Here is a 19,565-nt window from a genome sequence, read left to right as displayed (position 1 = left end):
CATGAACCTGAGCCAGATCGCCTACCGCCGCCGCCCCGTCGTCTACCTGGCCACCGTGCTGGCCATGCTGTTCGGCCTGTACAGCTACTTCACCTTGCCGGCCCGTGAGGACCCCGAGATCACCGTTCGCGAGGCGGTGGTGACCACCGCCTTTCCCGGGCTGCCGGCCGCCCAGGTGGAGGAGAACATTACCAAGCCGCTGGAGGAGAGCATCCGCACCCTCGGCGAGGTCGAGCGCATCGCCTCGACCTCGATGCGCGGTCGCTCGATCCTCCACGTCGAGATCCAGGACCGCTACTTCGACCTGGACCAGATCTGGGACGAGATGCGCCAGCGCGTCGAGGCCGCCCGAGGCCGGCTGCCGGAGGGCACCCAGGACCCGGTCATCAACGACGACTTCGGCGACGTGGCGGTGGTCACCGCCGCGCTCACCGCCGAGGACTTCCCCCAGGCCGAACAGCAGGAGATCGCCGAGCACGTGCGCGCCGCCCTCTACGGCGTGCCGGGCACCCAGAAGGTCGAGCTGCTGGGTATCCAGGAACAGCGGGTGTTCATCGATATCGCCGAGGCGCGCCTGGCCGAACTGGGCCTGACCCCGGGCGAGCTCGCCGAGCAGATCCAGAGCCGCAACATCTATCCGCCGGGCGGCGTGCTGGAAACCGGCGACCAGCGCCTGGCGCTGGAGGTCTCCGGCGAGTTCCCGACCCTGGAGGCGCTGGGCGACACCGAGCTGCGCCTGCCCGACGGCGCCACCCTGCGCCTGCGCGACCTGGGCGAGATCACCCGCGGCTACGAAGACCCCGCGGACAAGGCCGCCTACTTCAATGGCGAACCGGCCATCGTCTTCGCCGTGTCGATGCTCGAGGGCGAAAGCGTGCTCGACTTCGGCCATGCCGTGCGCCAGCGCCTCGACGAGCTACGCGCCGGCCTGCCCGCGGGCTACCGCCTCGACATCATGACCTTCCAGCCCGAACAGGTGGCCAACGCCGTCTTCGGGGTGACCCAGAGCGTGCTGCAGACGCTGGCCATCGTGCTGGGCGTGGTGATCCTGTTCCTCGGCATGCGCACCGGGCTGATCGTCGGCTCGATCATCCCCACGGTGATGCTGGTCACCCTGGCCGTGATGGGGCTCACGGAGCTGACCCTGCAACGAGCGAGCCTGGCCACCCTGGTGATCGCCCTGGGCCTGCTGGTGGACAACGCCATCGTCGTCGCCGAGGACTTCAAGACCCGCCTGGAGGCCGGCCGCAGCCGCGATCAGGCGCTGGCCGAGACCGGCGGCGAGCTGGCCCTGCCACTGCTGTCGTCCAGCCTGACCACCATCCTGGTGTTCCTGCCGCTGATGCTTGCCGAGCACGCCGCCGGCGAGTACACCCGCTCGATCTCGCTGGTCATCGCCATCACCCTGCTGGCCTCCTGGGGGCTGTCGCTGACGGTGACCCCGGCGCTGTGCCATCGTTTCCTCAAGGCACCGCACGCCGGCACCCAACCCGACGCCCCCGGGGGGGCTCCCAACCTCTCCGACCGCGCCTTCAACTGGGTCTCGCGGCGCTACGGCCGCTGGCTGGCCCGTATGCTGCACCACCGCCCGCTGTTCCTGGCCGCCATGGCGCTAGCCCTGGCGGCCGGAGTGGCAATGATGCAGGCGGTACCCAAGAAGTTCTTCCCCGACTCGGACCGCAACCAGGTCCTGGTGACCATCGACTTCCCCTCGGACATCGCCGCCAACAGCAGCGACCGGCGCGTTCAGGCGCTGAGCCGCGAACTGCTCGAGGCCCCGGCGCTCGGCGACGACGTCACCGGCGTGGCCGCCTACTCGGGCTTCGGGGGCCCACGCTTCGTGCTCTCGCTGACGCCCCTCGACCCGGCCCCCAACAAGGGCTTCCTGGTGCTCAACGTGGCCGACCGCGAGCGGGTGGCGGCGGTGATCCAGGCCACCCGGATGCTGCTGGCGACGCGCCACCCGGACCTCTCGCCACGGGTCACGCGGATGTTCCTCGGCCCTTCGGACAGCACCCTGCTACAGGTCCAGGTCAAGGGCCCGGACCGTGAGGTGCTGTTCGCCGCCGCCGGCGAGGTGGAAGCGCTGCTGCGTGACCTCGACGGCACCCGGGACGTACGCCAGAGCTGGGAGGCGCGGATCCCATCGCTGGGCGTCGAAGTCGACCAGGCCCGGGCGCGGGCCGCCGGCATCACCTCCGAGGACATCGCCCGCTCGCTGTCCGGCGCCCTCGACGGCTATCGCCTCAGCCACTATCGCGAGGGCGACGACATCATCCCGGTGGTAATGCGCTACGCCGACGAGCAGCGCGAGAGCCTCGCCCACCTCGGGGCGCTGACCGTCTACCCGCTGGGCACTCCCGGCGAGGGCGTGCCGCTCAACCAGGTGGCCGAGCTGCGCCTCGACAACGGCTACTACCGCATCGACCGCGAGAACCTGGTGCGCACCATCACCGTGGAGGGCCGCCACCGCACCCTCACCGCCGAGGACATGGTGCCGCGCCTCGAACCGGCGCTGCGCGAGCTGGAGGCGGACCTGCCGCCGGGGCACTGGCTGGAGTTCGACGGCGTGGTCAAGGAATCCCGCGAGGGCCAGGCCGCCCTGCAGGCCAACCTGCCGCTGTGCCTGGGGCTGATCGTGGTGCTGCTGGTAGCCCAGTTCAATTCCTTCAAGCGCCCGCTGGTGATCGTCGCCACCATCCCGCTGGTGATCGTCGGGGTGGCGCTGGGGCTGCTTGCCAGCGGCGCGAACTTCGGCTTCATGGTGATGTTGGGCATCTACAGCCTGGCCGGCATCATCATCAACAACGCCATCGTGCTGATCGACCGCATCGATATCGAGCGTCGGGATCCGGCGCTGTCGGGACGCGATGCGGTGGTCAAGGCCTCTGCCCGCCGGCTGCGACCGATCCTGATGTCGGCGGTCACCACCATCCTCGGCTTCCTGCCGCTGATCGTCGGCCGCGACCCGCTGTTCTACGGCATGGCCGCCGCCATGGCCGGGGGGCTCGGCGTCGGCACCCTGATGAGCCTGGGCGTGGTGCCGGTGCTCTACAGCTACCTGTTCGGCATCGACACCCGCGAACCGTCCCGGAGGAACCGCCCATGACCGCGTCCGCCGCCGAGACCCGCGAGCGCCTGATCCAGGCCGGCATCCGGCTGTTCGGCGAGCACGGCTACCGGGCCACCAGCACGCGCATGCTGGCCGAGGCCGCCGAGGCCAACATCGGATCCATCGCCTATCACTTCGCCAACAAGCACGGCCTCTACCTGGCGGCGGCGGGCCACATCGCCGACCAGCTCCGCGAGCGCCTGGCGCCGGGGGACGCGCCGGATGCCCCCACCGACCGCGACGCCGCCCTGGACTTACTGCGCGAGGTGGTACGGCGCATGGTGCGCACCTTCGCCGCCGACGACGACTGCCGCCAGTGGCTGCTGTTGGTGATGCGAGAGCAGATCCATCCCGGCGAGGCCTTCGAGATCCTCCAGGGGCGCGCCTTCGGCGTCGTCCAGACCCGGCTGGCGACCCTCATCGGCCGGCTCACCGACCGCGCCCCGGACGACCGCCGGGTGGTGCTGGAGACCCACACCCTGGTGGGTCAGATCGTATTCTTCCTGATCGCCCGCGAGCCGCTGCTGCGCCGCCTGGGGCTCGAGGCCCTGGACGCGACGACCCTGGCCGAGATCGAAGCGGTCCTCGACGGCCACCTGGACCTCTATGCCCCGCCGCCCTGTTAGACTCTTCCGCTCGACGCGACATGCCGCCCTTCTGGACAGCGCCGCCCTCACCCGCCACGGAGCTCCGCCATGACCACCGACGCCCCGACCCTGCATATCGCCGCCGCCCTGATCGAGGACGCCGAGGGCCGGCTGCTGCTGGTGCGCAAGCGCGGCACCACCGCCTTCATGCAGGCCGGCGGCAAGCTGGAGCCCGGCGAGTCCCCCGCCGCCGCCCTGGCCCGGGAGCTCGAGGAGGAGCTGGGCCGGCCACCGACGCGTCTCGAACCGCTTGGCGAGTTCACCGCTCCGGCCGCCAACGAACCCGGCCACGAACTGCGCGCACACCTGTTCCGCGCCGAACTCGAGGGGCCACTGCAAGCCGCGGCGGAGATCGCCGAGCTACGCTGGGTGACCCCAGCCGAGGCCCTGGCGCTGCCGCTGGCACCGCTGACCCGCGACCGGGTGCTGCCACGGGCCAGCCTGGCCACGGCCTGACCATGCGCCAGGCAATCGTTGGCTATCACCGCGACGAAGAAGGCCACTGGGTGGCCGAGCTGGCCTGCGGGCATGGCCAGCACGTCCGCCATCAGCCGCCCTGGGCCGATCGCCCCTGGGTGACCACCGAGGCCGGGCGACGCTCGCGGCTGGGCCTGGCGCTGGAGTGCACCAAGTGCGACCGCGGCGAGCCGCCGGACCGGCCGTGAACGCGCACCGGGGAATCCCTGGCCCACTTCTTGCTTGGCCATTGGGGCGGTCCTCTGCGGTAGGATGGAGGCTCGCCGACCACCACCTGCATCGCCACCGGAGGAGCCCGCCTTGGCCATCGCCCTGCTCTACAACGCCCTGATCTTCCTTGCCGCCGCGGTACTGATCGTGCCGCTGGTCAAGCGCTTGGGGCTCGGCGAGGTGCTGGGCTACCTGGTCGCCGGGGTGGTGATCGGCCCCTCGGCGCTGGGGCTGGTCCCCGATGCCGATGCGGTACTGCAGTTCTCCCAGGTGGGTATCGTCTTCCTGCTGTTCGTGATCGGCCTGGAGCTCAAGCCGTCGCGCCTCAGGCTGATGCGCAAGGCGGTGTTCGGCTTCGGCAGCCTGCAGGTGGCCATCACCACGGCGCTGCTCACCGGCCTGGCACTAGCGGCGGGGCTCACGCCCGCCGCGGCCCCGGTGGTCGGCTTCAGCCTGGGGCTGTGCTCCACGCCGCTGGTGCTGCAGCTGCTCGGCGAACGCGGCGAGCTTTCCAGCCGCCACGGCCGCTACGCCTTCGCCCTGCTGCTGTTCCAGGACCTGGCCGCCATTCCGGTGCTGGCAGCCATCCCGCTGCTGGCCGGCGACGATCCGCTGGCCGGCGGCTGGGGCCATATGGTGGGCGAGGCTCTGATCGCCGCCGGCGCCTTCGCCGGGCTGATCGTCGGCGGGCGCTACCTGCTGAGGCCGCTGTTCCGCTTCGCCGCCGGCACCCGCAGCCGCGAGGTGTTCGCCGGCACCGCCCTGCTGGTGGTGATCGGCGCCGCCCTGCTGATGGAGCTGGCCGGGCTGTCCATGGCACTCGGCGCCTTCATCGCCGGGGTGCTGCTGGCCGACTCGGAGTATCGCCACAGCATCGAGGCCGACATCGAGCCCTTCCGCGGCCTGCTGCTGGGGCTGTTCTTCATGGCCGTGGGCATGACCGCCCAGATCGGCCTGCTGGCCGAGCGCCCCGGCCTGGTGCTGGGCCTCGCCGCCGCCCTGCTGGCCGCCAAGTGGCTGAGCCTGGTGGTCGCCACCCGCGCCTATCGCGGCGACTGGAAGGTGGCGCTGAACCTGGGCGCGCTGCTCTCCCAGGGCGGCGAGTTCGGCTTCGTGCTGCTTACCGCGGCGGGTGCCGCCGCCCTGCTGGATCCGGCGCTGGTCGGCCTACTGGTGCTGGCAGTGTCGCTGTCCATGGCCGCCACGCCAGTGCTCGTCCAGCTACATGCGCGCCTGATCCGACCGCTGTTCAAGGCCGGCAAACCGCGCCGCGACTTCGACCGGCCGCCCCAGAACGGTCCCCAGATCATCATCGCCGGCTTCGGACGCTTCGGCCAGATCATGGGGCGCATCCTGCAGGGGCTGAAGATTCCCTACACGGTGCTCGACATCAACGCCGAACACGTCGACGTGGTACGCCGCTACGGCAACGAGATCTACTTCGGCGACGCCTCGCGCCTCGATCTGCTGGAGGCCGCCGGGGCCGACAAGGCCCGGGTGCTGGTGGTGGCAGTGGGCGACATCGAGACCTCGATGCGCATCGTCCAGCGGGTCAAGCGTCGCTTCCCGCACCTGCGCCTCTACGCTCGGGCCCGGGACCGCTACCACGCTCAGCTGCTGATGCGCGCCGAGGTCGCCTACATCATCCGGGAACTGCTGCCGGCGAGCCTGGAGCTGACCCGCGAGGTGCTGGTCGGCCTCGGCATCCCTCGCGACCAGGCCCAGCACACCGTGGATACCTTTCGCCCCCATGACGAGCGCGCCCTGGAGCGCCAGCTCGAGGCCTTCGGCAACAAGCAGCAGCAGATACAGACCATCCAGCAGGCCGCCCGGGAACTCGAGGAGCTGTTCGAAGCCGACGAGGACGTCGCCACCACCGCGCCCGGGCGCCCCGCCGAGCGTCGCTGAGCCGACGCGACGCGAACCGCCGTCACCAACGAAAAACGCCAGGCCCCGCCCCCGGAGACGGGAGCAGGCCTGGCGACGGCGAGCGAACCTCAGATCAGGCGCCGGCGGTCTTGTGCTGACCGATCGGCACCTCGGGAACCGCCTCCATGCGCTCGCGCTCCTCGGAGATGACCGCCAGGGCCTCCGCCTCGCTGCGTCGCGACGCCGGGGTCGCCAGGCTTACCGCCACGCCGGCCAGGGCCGCCAGCAGCACCGCCGGAATGCTCGGGTTGCCCCAGTAGGCGTTCCAATCGGCATTGGCGATGATCGCCAGCGACGTCGCCGAAGCCACCACCAACGAGGCGATGGCCCCCTGCCAGTTGTAGCGCGGCCAGAAGCGCCCCAGCATGCCGCACACGAACATCCCGGCCAGCACCGTGGACACCATCCGGGTGATATAGGAGATCACATTGTCGGAGGTCAGCGCGAAGGCCAGCGCCAGGCCGATGGTGGCCACCAAGCCCACTCGCGAGAACAGCACCACGTGGCGAGCCGAGGGCGCACGGCCCTTGACCAGCACGTAGACATCGCGAATCAGGGTGGTGACGCCGGCGATGGCATCGCTGCTGGCGCTGGACATGGTCGCCGACAGGCCGGCCACCAGCAGCAGCAGGCCGAGCCCCAACGGCAGCACCTCGGTGGCCAGGTAGGGAAAGGCAAAGTTGCTGTTCTCGAGGTCGGGATTCAGCGCATGGGTGGCCATGCCGATGATCGCGGGGACGATGGAAAACGCCATGTACAGCACGCCGGTGATCAGGAAGGAGCGTCGCACCGAGCCCACCGAGGCTCCGGAGTAGATGCGCTGGCGGAACGACGGGGTGGCCAGCACGCCGACCGCGATCACCGTGGACAGCGAGATCGCCGGCAGCAGGCCAATCTTGTCGATGGCCAGGAAGCTCGTGGCAGAGTCGTCGAGCGCCGCGGTCATGGCGTCAAAGCCGCCCACCTCGACCACCGCCACGCCGGCCATCAGGAAGAAGCCGACGAACAGCACCAGCGCCTGCACGGTGTCGGTCCATACCACCGCCATGTAGCCGCCGATCACGCAGTAGACGCCGAAGCCCAGCGCCACGATGATCTTGGCCTGCCAGGCAGGGATATCGGCCATCCACGCCAGGTAGAGTCCGCCGCCGAGAATATGGGCGCCAAGCCAGCCAATGCAGGCGATGTAGATTAGCATCGCCACGACATTGCGCACGATGCGGTTGGCGCCGACGTAGAACGACAGCTCCTCGCTCATGGTCATGAAGCGCAGCCGCCGGATGCCGGAGAAGCACAGCGCCAGCAGCAGCACGCCGATGGAGCCGCCGATGCCATAGAGGGCGCCGCCCCAGCCGCTGGAATAGCCGAAGCCCACCGCGCCCATGCTCGAGCCGGTGCCGACCATGGTCGCCACCGTGGTGCCGACGGTGAGGAACAGCGGCACGCTGCGCCCGCCGAGCAGGAAGTCATCGCCGGTGCCACGGTCGTTGCGCGAGACCCACCAGCCGAAGCCGATCATCGCCAGGATATAGACGAAGAAACTGCCGAGGAAAAGGTGACTGTTCATACAGACCTCTTATACTTGTCGTCCCGGTCGTTGCCGCGATCGGGACAGTGGACGTTTGCCGTTTGCTGTGCCTGGCGCCGGGTCCTTGCCGGGATCCGGCGCCTCCTGTTGTTCTTGGTATCGCGTTACTGGTTCGGGTTGTGGATGTTGCGTGCAATGTCGACGTCACGTGGCGTCCGGCGGCCCGTCTGCCTGCCGCCCCTGAGCGTCAGGCGCGGTCGGCGCGATAGCAGGTCAGGTCAACCTCGACCTTGCAGTCCACCACCAGGTCCTGGACGCTGCAGATGCGCGCCGGCGGGTGATCGCGGAAGAACTCGGCGAACACCTTGTTGAACGACGAGAAGTAGCGCGCGTCGGTCAGCACCGCGGTGACGTGCACCACGTCCTCCACCGAATAGCCCGCCTCCCGGGCGATACCCAGGGCATTGTCGAAGGCCAGCCGCGTCTGCTCGACGATGCCGCCCTCGACCACCTCGCCATCGGTCATCGGGGTCTGACCCGAGACCTTCAGCCAGCCGCCGGCTTCCACCGCGCGGGAGAACGGCAGCTTCTGGCCGCCGGTACCGACGCCGCCTTCGGCGCCATAGCGTGTAATGCTCATGAAATGTCCTCCTGATGGACGTGTTGATGATGAGAAATGGCGATCTACTGGCCGGGTGACGGGCTCAGCCTTACGCTTCGCCGCAGCATGCGCCCGGTGCGCGTCCTGCCCGGCGCGCCGTCGGCATAGGCCGTGGCCCCGTTGACCACTACGCGCAGGATGCCGCGAGCCGGCGACACCGGAGCGTCGTAGTCGGCGGTGTCCTCGAGGGTCGCCAGGTCCAGCAGCACCAGGTCGGCGTAGGCGCCCTCACGGATCTCGCCGCGGTCGACCAGGCCGAAGGTGGCCGCCGAAAGCCCGGTCATCTTGCGCACCGCCTCGGGCAGCGGCATCAGCGCCAGGTCACGGCTGTAGTGGGCCAGCACTCGCGGGAAGGCGCCCCACAGCCGAGGGTGCGGATGCGGATCGTTGGGCAGGCCGTCGGAGCCGACCATGGCTAGCGGGTGCGTCAGTACCCGGCGCATGTCGTCCTCGCTCATGTTGTGATAGACGGCCCCCGCCGGCTGAAGGTGTCGAGCAGCCTCCATCAGCGACAGCCCCCAGTCGCCGGCGATATCGGCCAACTGGCGCCTGGCCTGCTCGGGATGCGGTCGCGACCAGGTGATGGTGATGGCGATCTCGTCGGTCACCTGGCCGAGGTCCAACGTCGAGGAGCCGGCGGTGTAGGGATAGCAGTCGCAGTGCACCCGCTGGCGTTCGGCGGCGCCCTCCAACTGGGCCAGGGCCCGCGGCGCCTGGCCCCAGTTGCCCGCCCCGGCGCACTTGAGGTGCGAGATGACCAGCGGCGCACCGCCCCGGCGCGCGGTATCGAAGGCCTCATCCATGGCCGCCGCCTGGCCGGCGAATTCGTCGCGCAGATGAGTGGTATAGAGGCCGCCGGCCTCGCCCACCGCCGCCACCAGCGCCGCCATCTCGCTGTCGGGGGCGTGAAAGGCGTTGTGATAGGCGAGCCCGGAACTCAGGCCCATGGCCCCTTCCGCCAGCGCCTGCTTCAGAGTCGCACGCATCCGCGCGATCTCGTCGGCGCTGGCGGGGCGGTGGAAGTCGTCCATGACCTGGCTGCGCAGGCTGGTATGGCCGATCAGCGCCGCCACGTTGACCGCCGGCCGCGCCAGCTCCACCGCCTCGGCGTAGGCCGCGAAGCTGGGATAGGCGAAGTCGACCGCCTCGCCCAGCAGGTTCATGGGGTCCGGCACCTCACCGGTCAGCGTCACCGGCGCGGCGCTGATGCCGCAGTTGCCCACCACCACTGTAGTCACGCCCTGGGAGAGCTTGGGCAGCATCTCGGGGGCGCGGATCACGTTGGTGTCGTCATGGGTATGGACGTCGATGAATCCCGGGGTCAGATAGAGCCCCCGGGCATCGAGCGTCTCCTCGGCGTCGTGCCCCTCAAGGTCACCCACGGCCACGATGCGCTGGCCGTCCACGGCCACGTCGGCCGTGAAGGGCGCACGCCCGGTGCCGTCGATCACCTCGGCGCGGCGAATCAGCAGGTCATGGCGCATCTCAGTCTCCCAGCGGCTGGCGGTTGTCGCCGCCGCGGTGGTCGTCGAGGGTGATCTTCAGGCGGCGCAGCTTGTCGCGCGCCTGGTCGCGATGGCGCAGGGCCAGCTCCAGGGCGAGGACATCGATGGCCGCCATCAGCGCATAGCGCGAGGCGGAGGGATGCAGGATGAAATCGGTCTCGCGGGCGGCGATCGGCAGCACCAGGTCGGCATTGTCGGCGAGCGGCGAGCCCACGGCGGTGATGGCGATCACCCGGGCGCCGTACTGGCGCGCGACCTGGGCCGACTCGACCATCTCGGGCGTATAGCCCGACACCGAGAGCACCACCACCACGTCGGCGGGGTCCAGCGTCGAGGCCACCATCCGCGGCAGCAGCCCCTGGGGATAGGCGCTGACCGCATAGCCCAACCGCACCAGGCGGAACTGCAGCTCCTGGCACATTACGCTGGAGCCGCCGCCGCAGCCGAAGGCGATGATCTGGCGAGCGCCGTCGAGGCATTCGACGGCACCGGCCACGTCGGCCTCCAGCAGCAGTTCACGGTTGAGCGCTAGGGTCTGGGTGGCGATGTCGTACACCACGCCCGGCCCCTCGGCGGGATCGGCGTCCTGGATGAAGCGCCGCCCGGCGGCCAGGGCGCGAGTCAGGCGCAGCTTCAGGTCGCGCACATTGGCGCAGCCCACCGAGCGCGAAAAGCGGGTCACCGTCGCCTCGCTCACGCCGGCCCGGTGGGCAATGCCGGTGATGCTGGCCTCGGTGACGAAATCGATGTCCTCGAAGATCAGCTCCGCCACCTTGCGCTCCGACTCGCTCAGCGAGCCGACGCTGGCGGTGATGCCGGAGAGGATGTCGATCTGTTGGCTCATGGGTCGGTTCCTCCGGCGTCGGCAGCGATCGAGCCCGCTCGACGACGCCTGGCACTGGCATGGATCATGGAACTCACGCTATGTTAGTTTCTAACAAGCAGTCAAGTTTATGTGAAAATTTCAAACAAAAGTCGCAGCCACCATCGCATCGGGCCCACCATCACCGTCGTATGATGGAGGCCTGCCGACCCTCACCGGAGCACCCCATGACGCACATCACAACCGACACTTCCCCCGCCTGGCAGGGCGGCCACAAGGGCACCCTGGAAACCGGTCGCGACCTGCTGACCGATGTCAGCCTGCCCGCTGCCGTCATCCACGAGGCACCGCTGGCCCACAACCTGACCTGGATGCAGGACTTCACCCGCCGCCACCGGGCCGAGCTAGCTCCCCATGGCAAGACGACCATGACGCCGGCGCTGTTCCGTCGCCAGCTCGAGGCCGGCGCCTGGGGCATCACCCTGGCCACCCTCCCCCAGTGCCGAGCCGCCTTCGCCGAGGGCGCGACGCGCCTGCTGCTGGCCAACCAGCTGGTCGGCCGCGCCAACATGGCGATCGCCGTCGAACTGATGCGCGCCGGCGCCGAGCTCTACGTGACCGTGGACGGCCACGCCAACGTGGCCGAGCTGGGCGAGGTCTTCGCCGCAGCCGGCCTGACGCTGCCGGTGCTGATCGAGGTCGGGGTAGAAGGCGGGCGCTGCGGCTGCCGCAGCGACGAGGACGTGATGGCGCTTGCCCGCGACATCGCCGCGCGGCCAGGGCTGATACTGGCCGGCCTGGAGGGTTACGAGGGCGTGGTTCACGGCGACGATCCGGCGGCCGGTATCCGCGTCTACGCCGAGCGGCTGGTGGCCAATCTGCATCGGCTGGCGGGAGAGGAACTGTTCGGCGTCGAGGCGCCGATCGTCACCGCCTCGGGCTCGGCCTGGTACGACCTGATCGCCGAGGCCTTCCGCGACGGTGGGCTGGAGGGGCGCTTCACTCCGGTGCTGCGCCCGGGCTGCTATGTGGTACACGACCACGGCATCTATCGCGAGGCCCAGCGTGGCGTGCTGTCACGGCGCCCGGACCTGCACGAGGGCCTGCGCCCGGCGCTCGAGGTCTACGCCCAGGTGCAGTCGCTGCCGGAGCCGGGGCTGGCCATCGTGGCGCTGGGCAAACGCGACATCGGCGTCGACCAGCTCCCCGAGCCGCTGGTGCGCTATCGCGAAGGCGGCAGCGTCGCGGAACCGCTGTCGGTGGACGGCTGGCGGGTCACCAAGCTGATGGACCAGCACGCCTTTATCGCCCTGCCGGAAGGTGCCGGCGACGTGCGCGTTGGCGACATGCGCGTTGGCGACATGCGCGTTGGCGACGTGCGCGTTGGCGATATCATCGCCTTCGGCGCCTCCCACCCCTGCCTGACCTTCGACAAGTGGCGCCGGATCCACCTGGTCGATGAACGCCTGAACGTCATCGACACCTGGAAGACGTGCTTCTAGCTCTTTCAGGGCCGCCGAGTATCAAAGGCCACGCTGCGTACTAACGCAATGACGGGCATCCCGGTGCGCAGCCCCATCTCGTCGAGAGACTTGCGGGTCAGGCGGGCACGCAGCACCTGCTCGCCGAGCCGCAGGCGCAGTTCCACGGCGGCCCGCCCCGGTTGCGGTGGGCCGATCTCCTCGACCGTGGCATGCAGCCGATTGCGGTAGCTGGTGGCGCCGGGCTCGTCGAGGGCCAGCGCCACCTCGCGCACCGGAATGCGCACCCGCAGCCGGCTACCGGGGGCGGCGTCCACGATGGGAATGGTCAGCGGCTGACCGTCGGGCAGGCGCAGCCGGGTCAAGGCATAGTGCGGCTCGTGGCCTTCCACCGTTGCCGTGATCAGCGAAGCGGCATCGAAGCCACCGAGCTGGTCGGTGAGTTCGAAGCGGGTCAGCAGGTCATCGAGCGGCCCATGAGCCAGGACCCGACCCTGCTCGAGCAGTACCAGGTGATCGGCGATGGCGATCAGTTCGTCGGTCTCGTGGCTGACGTAGACGATGGGAATATCGATGTCACGGGCCAATCGGGCGATGTAGTCCAGCAGTTCCTGCTTGCGAGCCCCGTCGAGACCGGTCAGCGGCTCGTCCATCAGCAGCAGTCGCGGCTCGCTGAGCAGCGCCCTGCCGATCGCTACCCGGCGCGCCTCGCCGCCGGAAAGGGTCGCCGGAAAACGCTCCAGCAGATGCCCGATCCCCAGCAGCTCGACGATGTCGTCCAAGCGCGCCCGCGCCGTACCGCGCATGCCGTAGGCAAGATTGCCGCGCACCCGGTAGTGGGGAAACAGCCGCGCCTCCTGGAACACCACCCCGAGACGCCGGCGATGAGGCGGCACGAACCGTCGACGCCGGGTATCGGTCAGGGTCTCGTGGCCGAGCCGAATGCTGCCGCTGTCGGGGCGATCGAGGCCGGCGATCAGGCGCAGCAGGCTGGTCTTGCCGCTGCCGGAGGGGCCGAACAGCGCCGTGACACCGCTGGCAGGCAACGTCAGCGACGCCTCGAGGCGAAAGCCCCCCTGACGCTTGTCGACCGTCAGTTGGAGATCGTCCCGGCGCTGCGGATGCAGATCATGGGTCGGGGTAATCGAGGACATGGACGACGGCCTGGTGGAAGGAAGTGTCAGCCATCGCGCTCACTCAGGCGACGGCGGGCATGGCGGGCCAGCCACTCAGAGGCCAGCAGAGAGAGCATGGCGATGACGATCGAGAGCACGCACAGGCGGGCCGCAGCGGCCTCCGCACCGGGCGTCTGGATCAGCGTGTAGAGCGCCAGCGGCAGGGTACGGGTTTCGCCGGGAATATTGGCCGCGAAGGTGATGGTGGCGCCGAACTCCGACAGCGCACGGGCGAAGGCCAGCACGCTCCCGGTCAGCAGTCCGGGAAAGGCCAACGGCAGGGTGATGGTGAAGAACACCCGCCAGCGGCCGGCACCCAGGGTGCTGGCGGCGGCCTCGAGCTTGACGTCGACCGCCTCCAGCGACAGGCGCACGGCGCGCACCAGCAGCGGGAAGGCCATCACCCCGCCGGCCACCGCCGCGCCCTGCCAGGTGAACGGCAGGGTGACCCCGAACCACTGGTCCAGCCACTGTCCCAGCCAGCCCTGGCGGCCCAGCGACAGCAGCAGCAGGTAGCCGACCACGACGGGCGGCAGCACCAGCGGCAGGTGCAGCACGCCGTCGAGCAGCGCCTTGCCGCGGAACTCGCGCCGCGCCATCAGCCAGGCCAGGGCCACGCCGGGAACCAGGATCCAGCCGACCGCGACGCCGGCGACCCGCAGGCTGATCAGGATGGCCTGCCACTCGGCCTCGGAGAGCATCAGCGCCGCCACCGATCACTCGCCGTTGCCGGCGGCGGGCGAGAAGCCAAAATCGGTGAACACCGCCAGCGAGGCCTCGCTGCCCAGCCAGTCGCGAAACGCCTGGGCGGCATCGCTGGCCGGCGGGTTGACCAATGCCACCGGGTAGGTGATCGGCGCATGGCTATCCGCCGGGAACAGCCCCAGCAGGCTCACCTTGTCGCTGGCGCCGGCATCGGTCTGGTAGACGATGCCCAGCGGTGCCTCGCCTCGCTCGACCAGCGCCAGGGCGGCGCGAACGTTGTCGGCGCGGGCCAGTCGCGGGGCCAGCGCCTCCCACTCGCCGAGGGATTCGAGCGCCTGCCGGGCATAGATACCCGCCGGCACGTGATCGGGATCGCCCACCGACAGGCGCTGATCGTCCTCGAGTAATGCCGCGAGCGATTGCCCCTCGCCGGGGGTGACGTCGTCCAGGCCGCTGTGCGGCGAGGCGATCAGCGCCAGGCGATTGCGCAGCAGGTCCTGGCGATCCGCCAGCTCGATGCCCTGCTCTCCCAGCCAGTCCATCCACTTCTCGTTGGCCGAGAAATACAGGTCGGCCGGTGCACCGTTGGCCACCTGGCGCGCTGCCGTGGAGGACGAAGCGTAGACCGGCACCACGTCGACGTCATGGCTCGACTCGTAGCGCTCGATGGCGGCATTCAAGGCATCGGTCAGCGAGGCGGCGGCGAACACCTTGACCGTCGGTTCGGCCTGGGCAAGCGGAACGACGCCCAGCAGGCCAAGCAACAGCATGCCGCTGGCCCGGGCGAAGACGCGCGGATGGCGTTGGATGGTCGACATGACGACTCCCGTTGTGTACGACTGGAAATAGCGGAAATACCATAGTCGTTCGACCGGGCGCTGCCAAGTGCCGGCCACGACGCGCACCACGGCCTCAGTCGTCTCCGCTGGCCGTGATCAGCTCGAGCAGCGCCCGGGCATCGTCGCAGGCCTCGGGGTCCAGCCGGCGCTGCAGGGTCCGGTAGCGGGCCAGCAGTTCCTCGCCCAGCGGCGTGAGGTGCGCCCCGCCACGTCGGCTTCCCCCGGTGCTGGTGGCGATCACCTCGCCCGGCAAGTGACGATTCATGGTCTCGATCAGCTGCCAGGCCTTCTTGTAGCTCATGTTCAGCGACCGGCTCGCCGCGGAGATCGAGCCCTCGCGGGCGATCGCCGCCAGCAGGTCGGCCTTGCCGGGCCCCAGCACCACATCGCGGTCGGCGACCAGCCGCAGTTGGAAGGTGGGGCGATCATGGCGGGTTCGGGTCATGGGCGTTTCCTCATCGACAGGGGAATGGGCAGGCCAGGCCACGGGCAAGGGTCAGGGCGCGAGGCGCCACCAGTCGGGCAGCAGCGCGCGATTCTCGGCGCGGTCGAAGCGATCGTCCATCAACACCACCACGCCGCGATCCTCGGGACCGCGGATCACCCGCCCGGCGGCCTGGACCACCTTGATCATGCCCGGCACCCGATAGGCATAGTCATGGCCGCGCCCGAAGCGCGCCTCGAGCCGCGCCTCCAGCGCCGCGTGGTAGGCATCGAAGGGGGGCAGGCCGAGGCTGGCGACGAAGGCGCCGACCAACCGCTCGCCGGGCAGGTCGATGCCCTCGGCGAAGGCGCCGCCGAGCACGGCGAAGGCAACGCCCGTCTCGCCGGGCACGAAGCCGGCCAGGAAGGCCTCGCGCTCGGCCTCGTCCATGCCGCGGCGCTGGGCGCGCACCGGTATCTCGGGACAGGCCTCGCGAAAGCGCGCCAGCGCCGCTTCCAGGTAGGCGAAGCTGCTGAAGAAGGCCAGGTAGTGGCCCGGCCGGCGCCGGAACTGGCCGGCCAGCTCGGCGACGATGGGGGCGAGCGACGCCTCGCGGTCGCGCAGCCGGGTGGAGACATCCGAGCGCAGCCGCACCTCGAGCTGCTCGGCGACGAAGGGCGCCGGCACGCTTCGCGTCACGGCGTCGCCGGGCAGGCCCAGCAGGTCGCGATGATAGCCCGGCGGGCTCAGGGTCGCCGAGAACAGCACCGCGCAGCGAGCGGCGCGAAAACGCGGCGCCAGGAAGTCCGCCGGCACCAGGTTGCGGATCGCCAGCCTCGCCCGACCGCGGCCGTGACGCTCGAGCTCGCACAGCGAATGCTCACCGAAGGTCTCGGCACGGCGAGCGAACGCCAGCGCCTCGAACAGGAACTCCTGCAGCGCCGGGTCGACGCCCGTCGGATGCTCGCCCAGGTAGTCGGTGATCGCCGCCACCGCCTGCTGCAGGGCGCCGAGCAGCCCGCCCGGCACCGCCTCCAGCGCCTGCCACTCGCGTTCCTCGACCTCGCGCAGCAGCGCCTGCCAGTGCCGCGACAGTCGCGAAAGCGGCTTGGACAGCGCCGGCGGCGCGGCCTTGCGCAGCCGGTTGAGCCGGCGCTGGTCGAGCGACGCGCTGTACATGCCGCGGGCCCGGTCGACCAGGTTGTGGGCCTCGTCCACCAGCACGCCCAGGCGTGAGCCATCCGCCTGCATCAGACCGTGGATCAGGGCGCCGTCGTCGAAGTAGTGATTGACGTCGCCGACCAGCACGTCGGCCCAGCGTGCCAGCTCCTGGCCCAGGTAGTAGGGGCATACGCCGTGCTCGAGCGCCAGCTCACGCAGCGACGCGCGATCCCAGAAGCCCCGGGCCACGGCGTCGCGCCGCGCCGCCGGCAGCCGGTCGTAGAAGCCTCGGGCCAGCGGGCAGGACTCGCCGTGGCAGGCGCGGTCGGGATGCTCGCAGGCCTTGTCGCGCGCCACCAGCTCGAGCACCCGCAGCGGCAGCCGGTCGGTCTCGTCGGCGGCGCCCAGGTCGCTCAGGGCATCCAGCGCCAGGCGCCGCCCCGGCGTCTTCATGGTCAGGAAGGCCAGGCGGTCGAGGCCCTGACGCGGCATGGCGGCCAGCAGCGGATAGAGGGTGCCGAGCGTCTTGCCGATGCCGGTGGGCGCCTCCGCCAGCAGGCAGCGGCCGGTAGCGGCGGCGCGATAGGCGTCCTCGGCCAGGGTCCGCTGACCGGGGCGGAAGTCGCCGTGAGGAAAGGCCCGCGCGCCGAGAGCCGCGTCCCGCACCGCGCGATGCTCGGCCTCTTGATCGGCCCATTCGGCGTAGGCGTGGCAGTGGGCCGCGAGACGCGCCCACAGCTCATCGGCGCGGGCCTCGCGGGTCAGCACGGTCTCGCGACCGGTGGCGATGTCCAGGTAGACCAGCGCCAGCGTCACCGCGGCCAGGCCGCGCTCGGCGCACAGCAGCGCGCCGTAGGCCTCGACCTGGGCCCAGTGCAGCGCGCGCTGGTTGGCGGCCATGCGCTCGAGGCTACCGCGATGTGTCTTGACCTCCTCCAGGCGGTTGGCCACGGGATCGAAGCCGTCGGCGCGGCCGCTCACGGTCAGCCCCTCGAGGGTGGCAGACAGCGCCACCTCGGCCTCATAGCCATCGCCGCGCCGGCTGCGCACCCGGGCGTGGCCCTCGATGCCCTCCCGAGCGCTGGGCGCCGGGGTGAAGCGGTGGTCGAGATCACCCTCTCGGGCGGTGAACTCGCACAGCGCCCGCACGGCGACGCGAAGGTCCGCCGGCTCGTTCACGGGGCCTCCCAGCGCACATGGCTGACCGCCACCGGAATGTCATGGGCGTGGAAGAAGGCCAGCCAGCGGCGCTGGTTGTCCTGCAGCCGATCGCCCGGCCCCTTGACCTCGATCAGCCGGTAGCCGGGACTTTCGGTATCGCTGCCAGGCAGGAACTGGATCAGGTCCGGCAGGCCGGCGCGATGGGTCCGCGGATCGTCGAGCAGGCGTTCGAAACAGGCCCGCAGGTGTGCCGGCGGAATGGCGACCAGGGCCCGCTCCAGCAGCGCCTCGCCGATCGCCCCCCAGTGCACGAAGGGCGAGGACAGGCCCCACTTGTCGCGGAAGCGCTCGCGGATGGTGGCCCGATAGCGGCCGTCGTCGAGCTCGGCCAGGCAGGCGTCGAACAGGGCACGGCGCCGGGCTACGAAGTCCTCGCGGCCGAGATCGGCGGGGCCGCTGTGGAAGGGGTGGAAGAAGGCGCCGGGCAGCGGCGCGAAGATCGCCTGCCAGCACAGCAGGCCGAACAGCCCGGTGATCAGGGCGTTCTCGACGTAATGCACCGGCGCCTCGGGCGTGGACAGATGCTCGGCCACCGCCCGCTCCACGCCGCCGGGAGAGGCAGGCAGCGTCAGGTCGAGCCGCTCGGGCACCGGCTCTGGCTCGCGGGGCGGCGCCGGCAGTCCCAGCTTGCGGCACAGCCGCGGATGCAGGCGGGCCAGCGCCTGGCGCTCGGCCTCGTTCACCGACTCGGCCGCCTCGATCAGCCGATGGGCCAGCGCGAACTCGCCGCGCCGCTCGAGCAGGCGCAGCCGGCGAACGCGCGCTTCGCCGAGCCCGGCGGCCGCATAACCTTCCAGCGCCGCTTCGGCCTGGCCCCGGCGCTCGGCCTCGCGGCCCAGCTTCAGCAGCAGCCGCGCTCGACGGGCGGCCAGCCAGGCGTTGTCGGGCGCCGGCGGCACCTCGGCGGCCAGTGCGACCGGGCACTCGCCGTCGTCGAGACGCTCGCGAAGACGATGCAGGGCCAGGTAGGCGTCGACCTCGTCGCGACGCTGGAAGGCCCGGGAATCCGGGCCGAAGGGCACGCTCTCGAAGCGCTGCAGGCCGAGTTCGGCGAGCACGAACTCCGCCCAGTCCTGGCGCAGGTTGCCGAAGAACATCAGCCGCAGCCGGTCGCAGAGCTCCATCAGGGTCAGGCGCACCACGCGATCCGGCGCCGCCGGCCACCAGTCCTCCAGCCGGCGAGGTTCGAGCCCGCGCTCGGCCATGGCCGCGTGCAGCGCGCCTTTGGCGACGCTTCGGGTCAGGCCCGCCGCGGCGATCTCGCCGGCCAGAGCCTGGCGCAGCTCGGCCAGGCGAAGCTGGCGAAACAGCTCGTCGAGGGGCAGCGCCGGGGCATCATCGACCCAGCCGCTCTCTACCAGCGGGCCGAGCGCCGCCTCGGCGTCACCGATCTCGTCGTAGGCCAGTCGCGAGACGCGAAAGTGCTCGCCCTTGCGCATCACCATGCGCACCAGCAGCGCCCGGGAACTCCGGGGCAGGGTCGGGAAATCGGCGAGGAAGGCGCGCTCGGGCTCGCTGAGCAGATCGCCATGGCGCGCGGCCACCCAATCCAGCACGCACTGAAAGTTCGCCAGATAGTAGAAGGGGTCGTCCAGGGAGGCCGTGAGCGCGGCGGCAGACGTGACGCTGTTCATGGCACCATGGTATCAGCCCCGCGCCGGCTGGTG

Annotated in this window: 16 protein-coding genes; 6 read left to right on the top strand and 10 right to left on the bottom strand. The window is 70.4% G+C overall.

The features are described from left to right. Position 1: 1 nt before the first annotated feature. The 5 genes from ACGTN6_RS06735 (at position 2) to ACGTN6_RS06715 (ending at position 6,354) form a co-directional block, all read left to right on the top strand. A complete protein-coding gene (locus ACGTN6_RS06735) occupies positions 2-3,109 on the top strand; it encodes an efflux RND transporter permease subunit (RefSeq protein WP_394590584.1) in 3,108 nt (1,035 codons plus the stop codon). Next, on the top strand, positions 3,106-3,738 hold the full coding sequence (locus ACGTN6_RS06730; protein ID WP_394590583.1) for a CerR family C-terminal domain-containing protein: 633 nt from the start codon (positions 3,106-3,108) through the stop codon (positions 3,736-3,738). Before ACGTN6_RS06735 ends, ACGTN6_RS06730 begins: the two co-directional genes overlap by 4 nt. A 69-nt stretch (positions 3,739-3,807) precedes the next feature. Further along, positions 3,808-4,215: an NUDIX hydrolase gene (locus tag ACGTN6_RS06725; RefSeq protein ID WP_394590582.1), complete on the top strand. Its 408-nt coding sequence runs from the start codon at positions 3,808-3,810 to the stop codon at positions 4,213-4,215. 2 nt (positions 4,216-4,217) lie between these two features. After that, a complete protein-coding gene (locus ACGTN6_RS06720; protein ID WP_394590581.1) occupies positions 4,218-4,424 on the top strand; it encodes a DUF3565 domain-containing protein in 207 nt (68 codons plus the stop codon). Positions 4,425-4,536: 112 nt separating this feature from the next. Continuing rightward, positions 4,537-6,354 carry a monovalent cation:proton antiporter-2 (CPA2) family protein gene (locus ACGTN6_RS06715; RefSeq protein ID WP_394590580.1) on the top strand — a complete coding sequence of 606 codons (1,818 nt, stop codon included), beginning with the start codon at positions 4,537-4,539 and terminating at the stop codon, positions 6,352-6,354. Positions 6,355-6,448: 94 nt separating this feature from the next. Here ACGTN6_RS06715 and ACGTN6_RS06710 read toward each other — a convergent pair whose 3' ends face one another. From ACGTN6_RS06710 to ACGTN6_RS06695, 4 genes are all read right to left on the bottom strand, one after another. Continuing rightward, positions 6,449-7,942 (bottom strand): sodium:solute symporter family protein, encoded by a 1,494-nt coding sequence (locus ACGTN6_RS06710; RefSeq protein WP_394590579.1) that lies wholly within the window; start codon positions 7,940-7,942, stop codon positions 6,449-6,451. A 208-nt stretch (positions 7,943-8,150) separates the two neighbouring features. After that, the gene (locus ACGTN6_RS06705; RefSeq protein WP_394590578.1) at positions 8,151-8,543 is read right to left on the bottom strand and encodes a RidA family protein; all 393 of its coding nucleotides are present in this window, start codon (positions 8,541-8,543) and stop codon (positions 8,151-8,153) included. Positions 8,544-8,587: 44 nt separating this feature from the next. Beyond that, positions 8,588-10,048: an N-acyl-D-amino-acid deacylase family protein gene (locus tag ACGTN6_RS06700; RefSeq protein ID WP_394590577.1), complete on the bottom strand. Its 1,461-nt coding sequence runs from the start codon at positions 10,046-10,048 to the stop codon at positions 8,588-8,590. A gap of 1 nt (position 10,049) precedes the next feature. Further along, positions 10,050-10,913 carry a MurR/RpiR family transcriptional regulator gene (locus ACGTN6_RS06695; RefSeq protein ID WP_394590576.1) on the bottom strand — a complete coding sequence of 288 codons (864 nt, stop codon included), beginning with the start codon at positions 10,911-10,913 and terminating at the stop codon, positions 10,050-10,052. Positions 10,914-11,119: 206 nt separating this feature from the next. Between ACGTN6_RS06695 and ACGTN6_RS06690 the strand changes: the two genes are divergently transcribed. Next, positions 11,120-12,394 (top strand): amino acid deaminase, encoded by a 1,275-nt coding sequence (locus tag ACGTN6_RS06690; protein ID WP_394590575.1) that lies wholly within the window; start codon positions 11,120-11,122, stop codon positions 12,392-12,394. A 5-nt stretch (positions 12,395-12,399) separates the two neighbouring features. Here ACGTN6_RS06690 and modC read toward each other — a convergent pair whose 3' ends face one another. The 6 genes from modC to ACGTN6_RS06660 all read right to left on the bottom strand — a co-directional run bounded on the left by modC (position 12,400) and on the right by ACGTN6_RS06660 (position 19,532). Continuing rightward, the gene (gene modC, locus ACGTN6_RS06685) at positions 12,400-13,527 is read right to left on the bottom strand and encodes a molybdenum ABC transporter ATP-binding protein (RefSeq protein ID WP_394590574.1); all 1,128 of its coding nucleotides are present in this window, start codon (positions 13,525-13,527) and stop codon (positions 12,400-12,402) included. Positions 13,528-13,553: 26 nt separating this feature from the next. Continuing rightward, complete coding sequence (gene modB, locus ACGTN6_RS06680; RefSeq protein WP_394590626.1) at positions 13,554-14,249, bottom strand: molybdate ABC transporter permease subunit; 696 nt, start codon at positions 14,247-14,249, stop codon at positions 13,554-13,556. 15 nt (positions 14,250-14,264) lie between these two features. Next, positions 14,265-15,071 (bottom strand): molybdate ABC transporter substrate-binding protein, encoded by an 807-nt coding sequence (gene modA, locus ACGTN6_RS06675; protein ID WP_394590573.1) that lies wholly within the window; start codon positions 15,069-15,071, stop codon positions 14,265-14,267. Between the two features lie 94 nt (positions 15,072-15,165). Then, the gene (locus ACGTN6_RS06670) at positions 15,166-15,537 is read right to left on the bottom strand and encodes a winged helix-turn-helix domain-containing protein (protein ID WP_183385958.1); all 372 of its coding nucleotides are present in this window, start codon (positions 15,535-15,537) and stop codon (positions 15,166-15,168) included. 51 nt (positions 15,538-15,588) lie between these two features. After that, positions 15,589-17,856, bottom strand: a complete 2,268-nt coding sequence (locus ACGTN6_RS06665; RefSeq protein ID WP_394590572.1) for an ATP-dependent DNA helicase — start codon at positions 17,854-17,856, stop codon at positions 15,589-15,591. Then, positions 17,853-19,532 (bottom strand): VRR-NUC domain-containing protein, encoded by a 1,680-nt coding sequence (locus tag ACGTN6_RS06660; RefSeq protein WP_394590571.1) that lies wholly within the window; start codon positions 19,530-19,532, stop codon positions 17,853-17,855. Before ACGTN6_RS06660 ends, ACGTN6_RS06665 begins: the two co-directional genes overlap by 4 nt. Between the last annotated feature and the right edge of the window lie 33 nt (positions 19,533-19,565).

Source organism: Halomonas sp. B23F22_20, from assembly GCF_043496985.1.
Classification (GTDB): Bacteria; Pseudomonadota; Gammaproteobacteria; order Pseudomonadales; family Halomonadaceae; genus Halomonas.
This window is presented reverse-complemented; position numbering and strand designations above follow the sequence as displayed.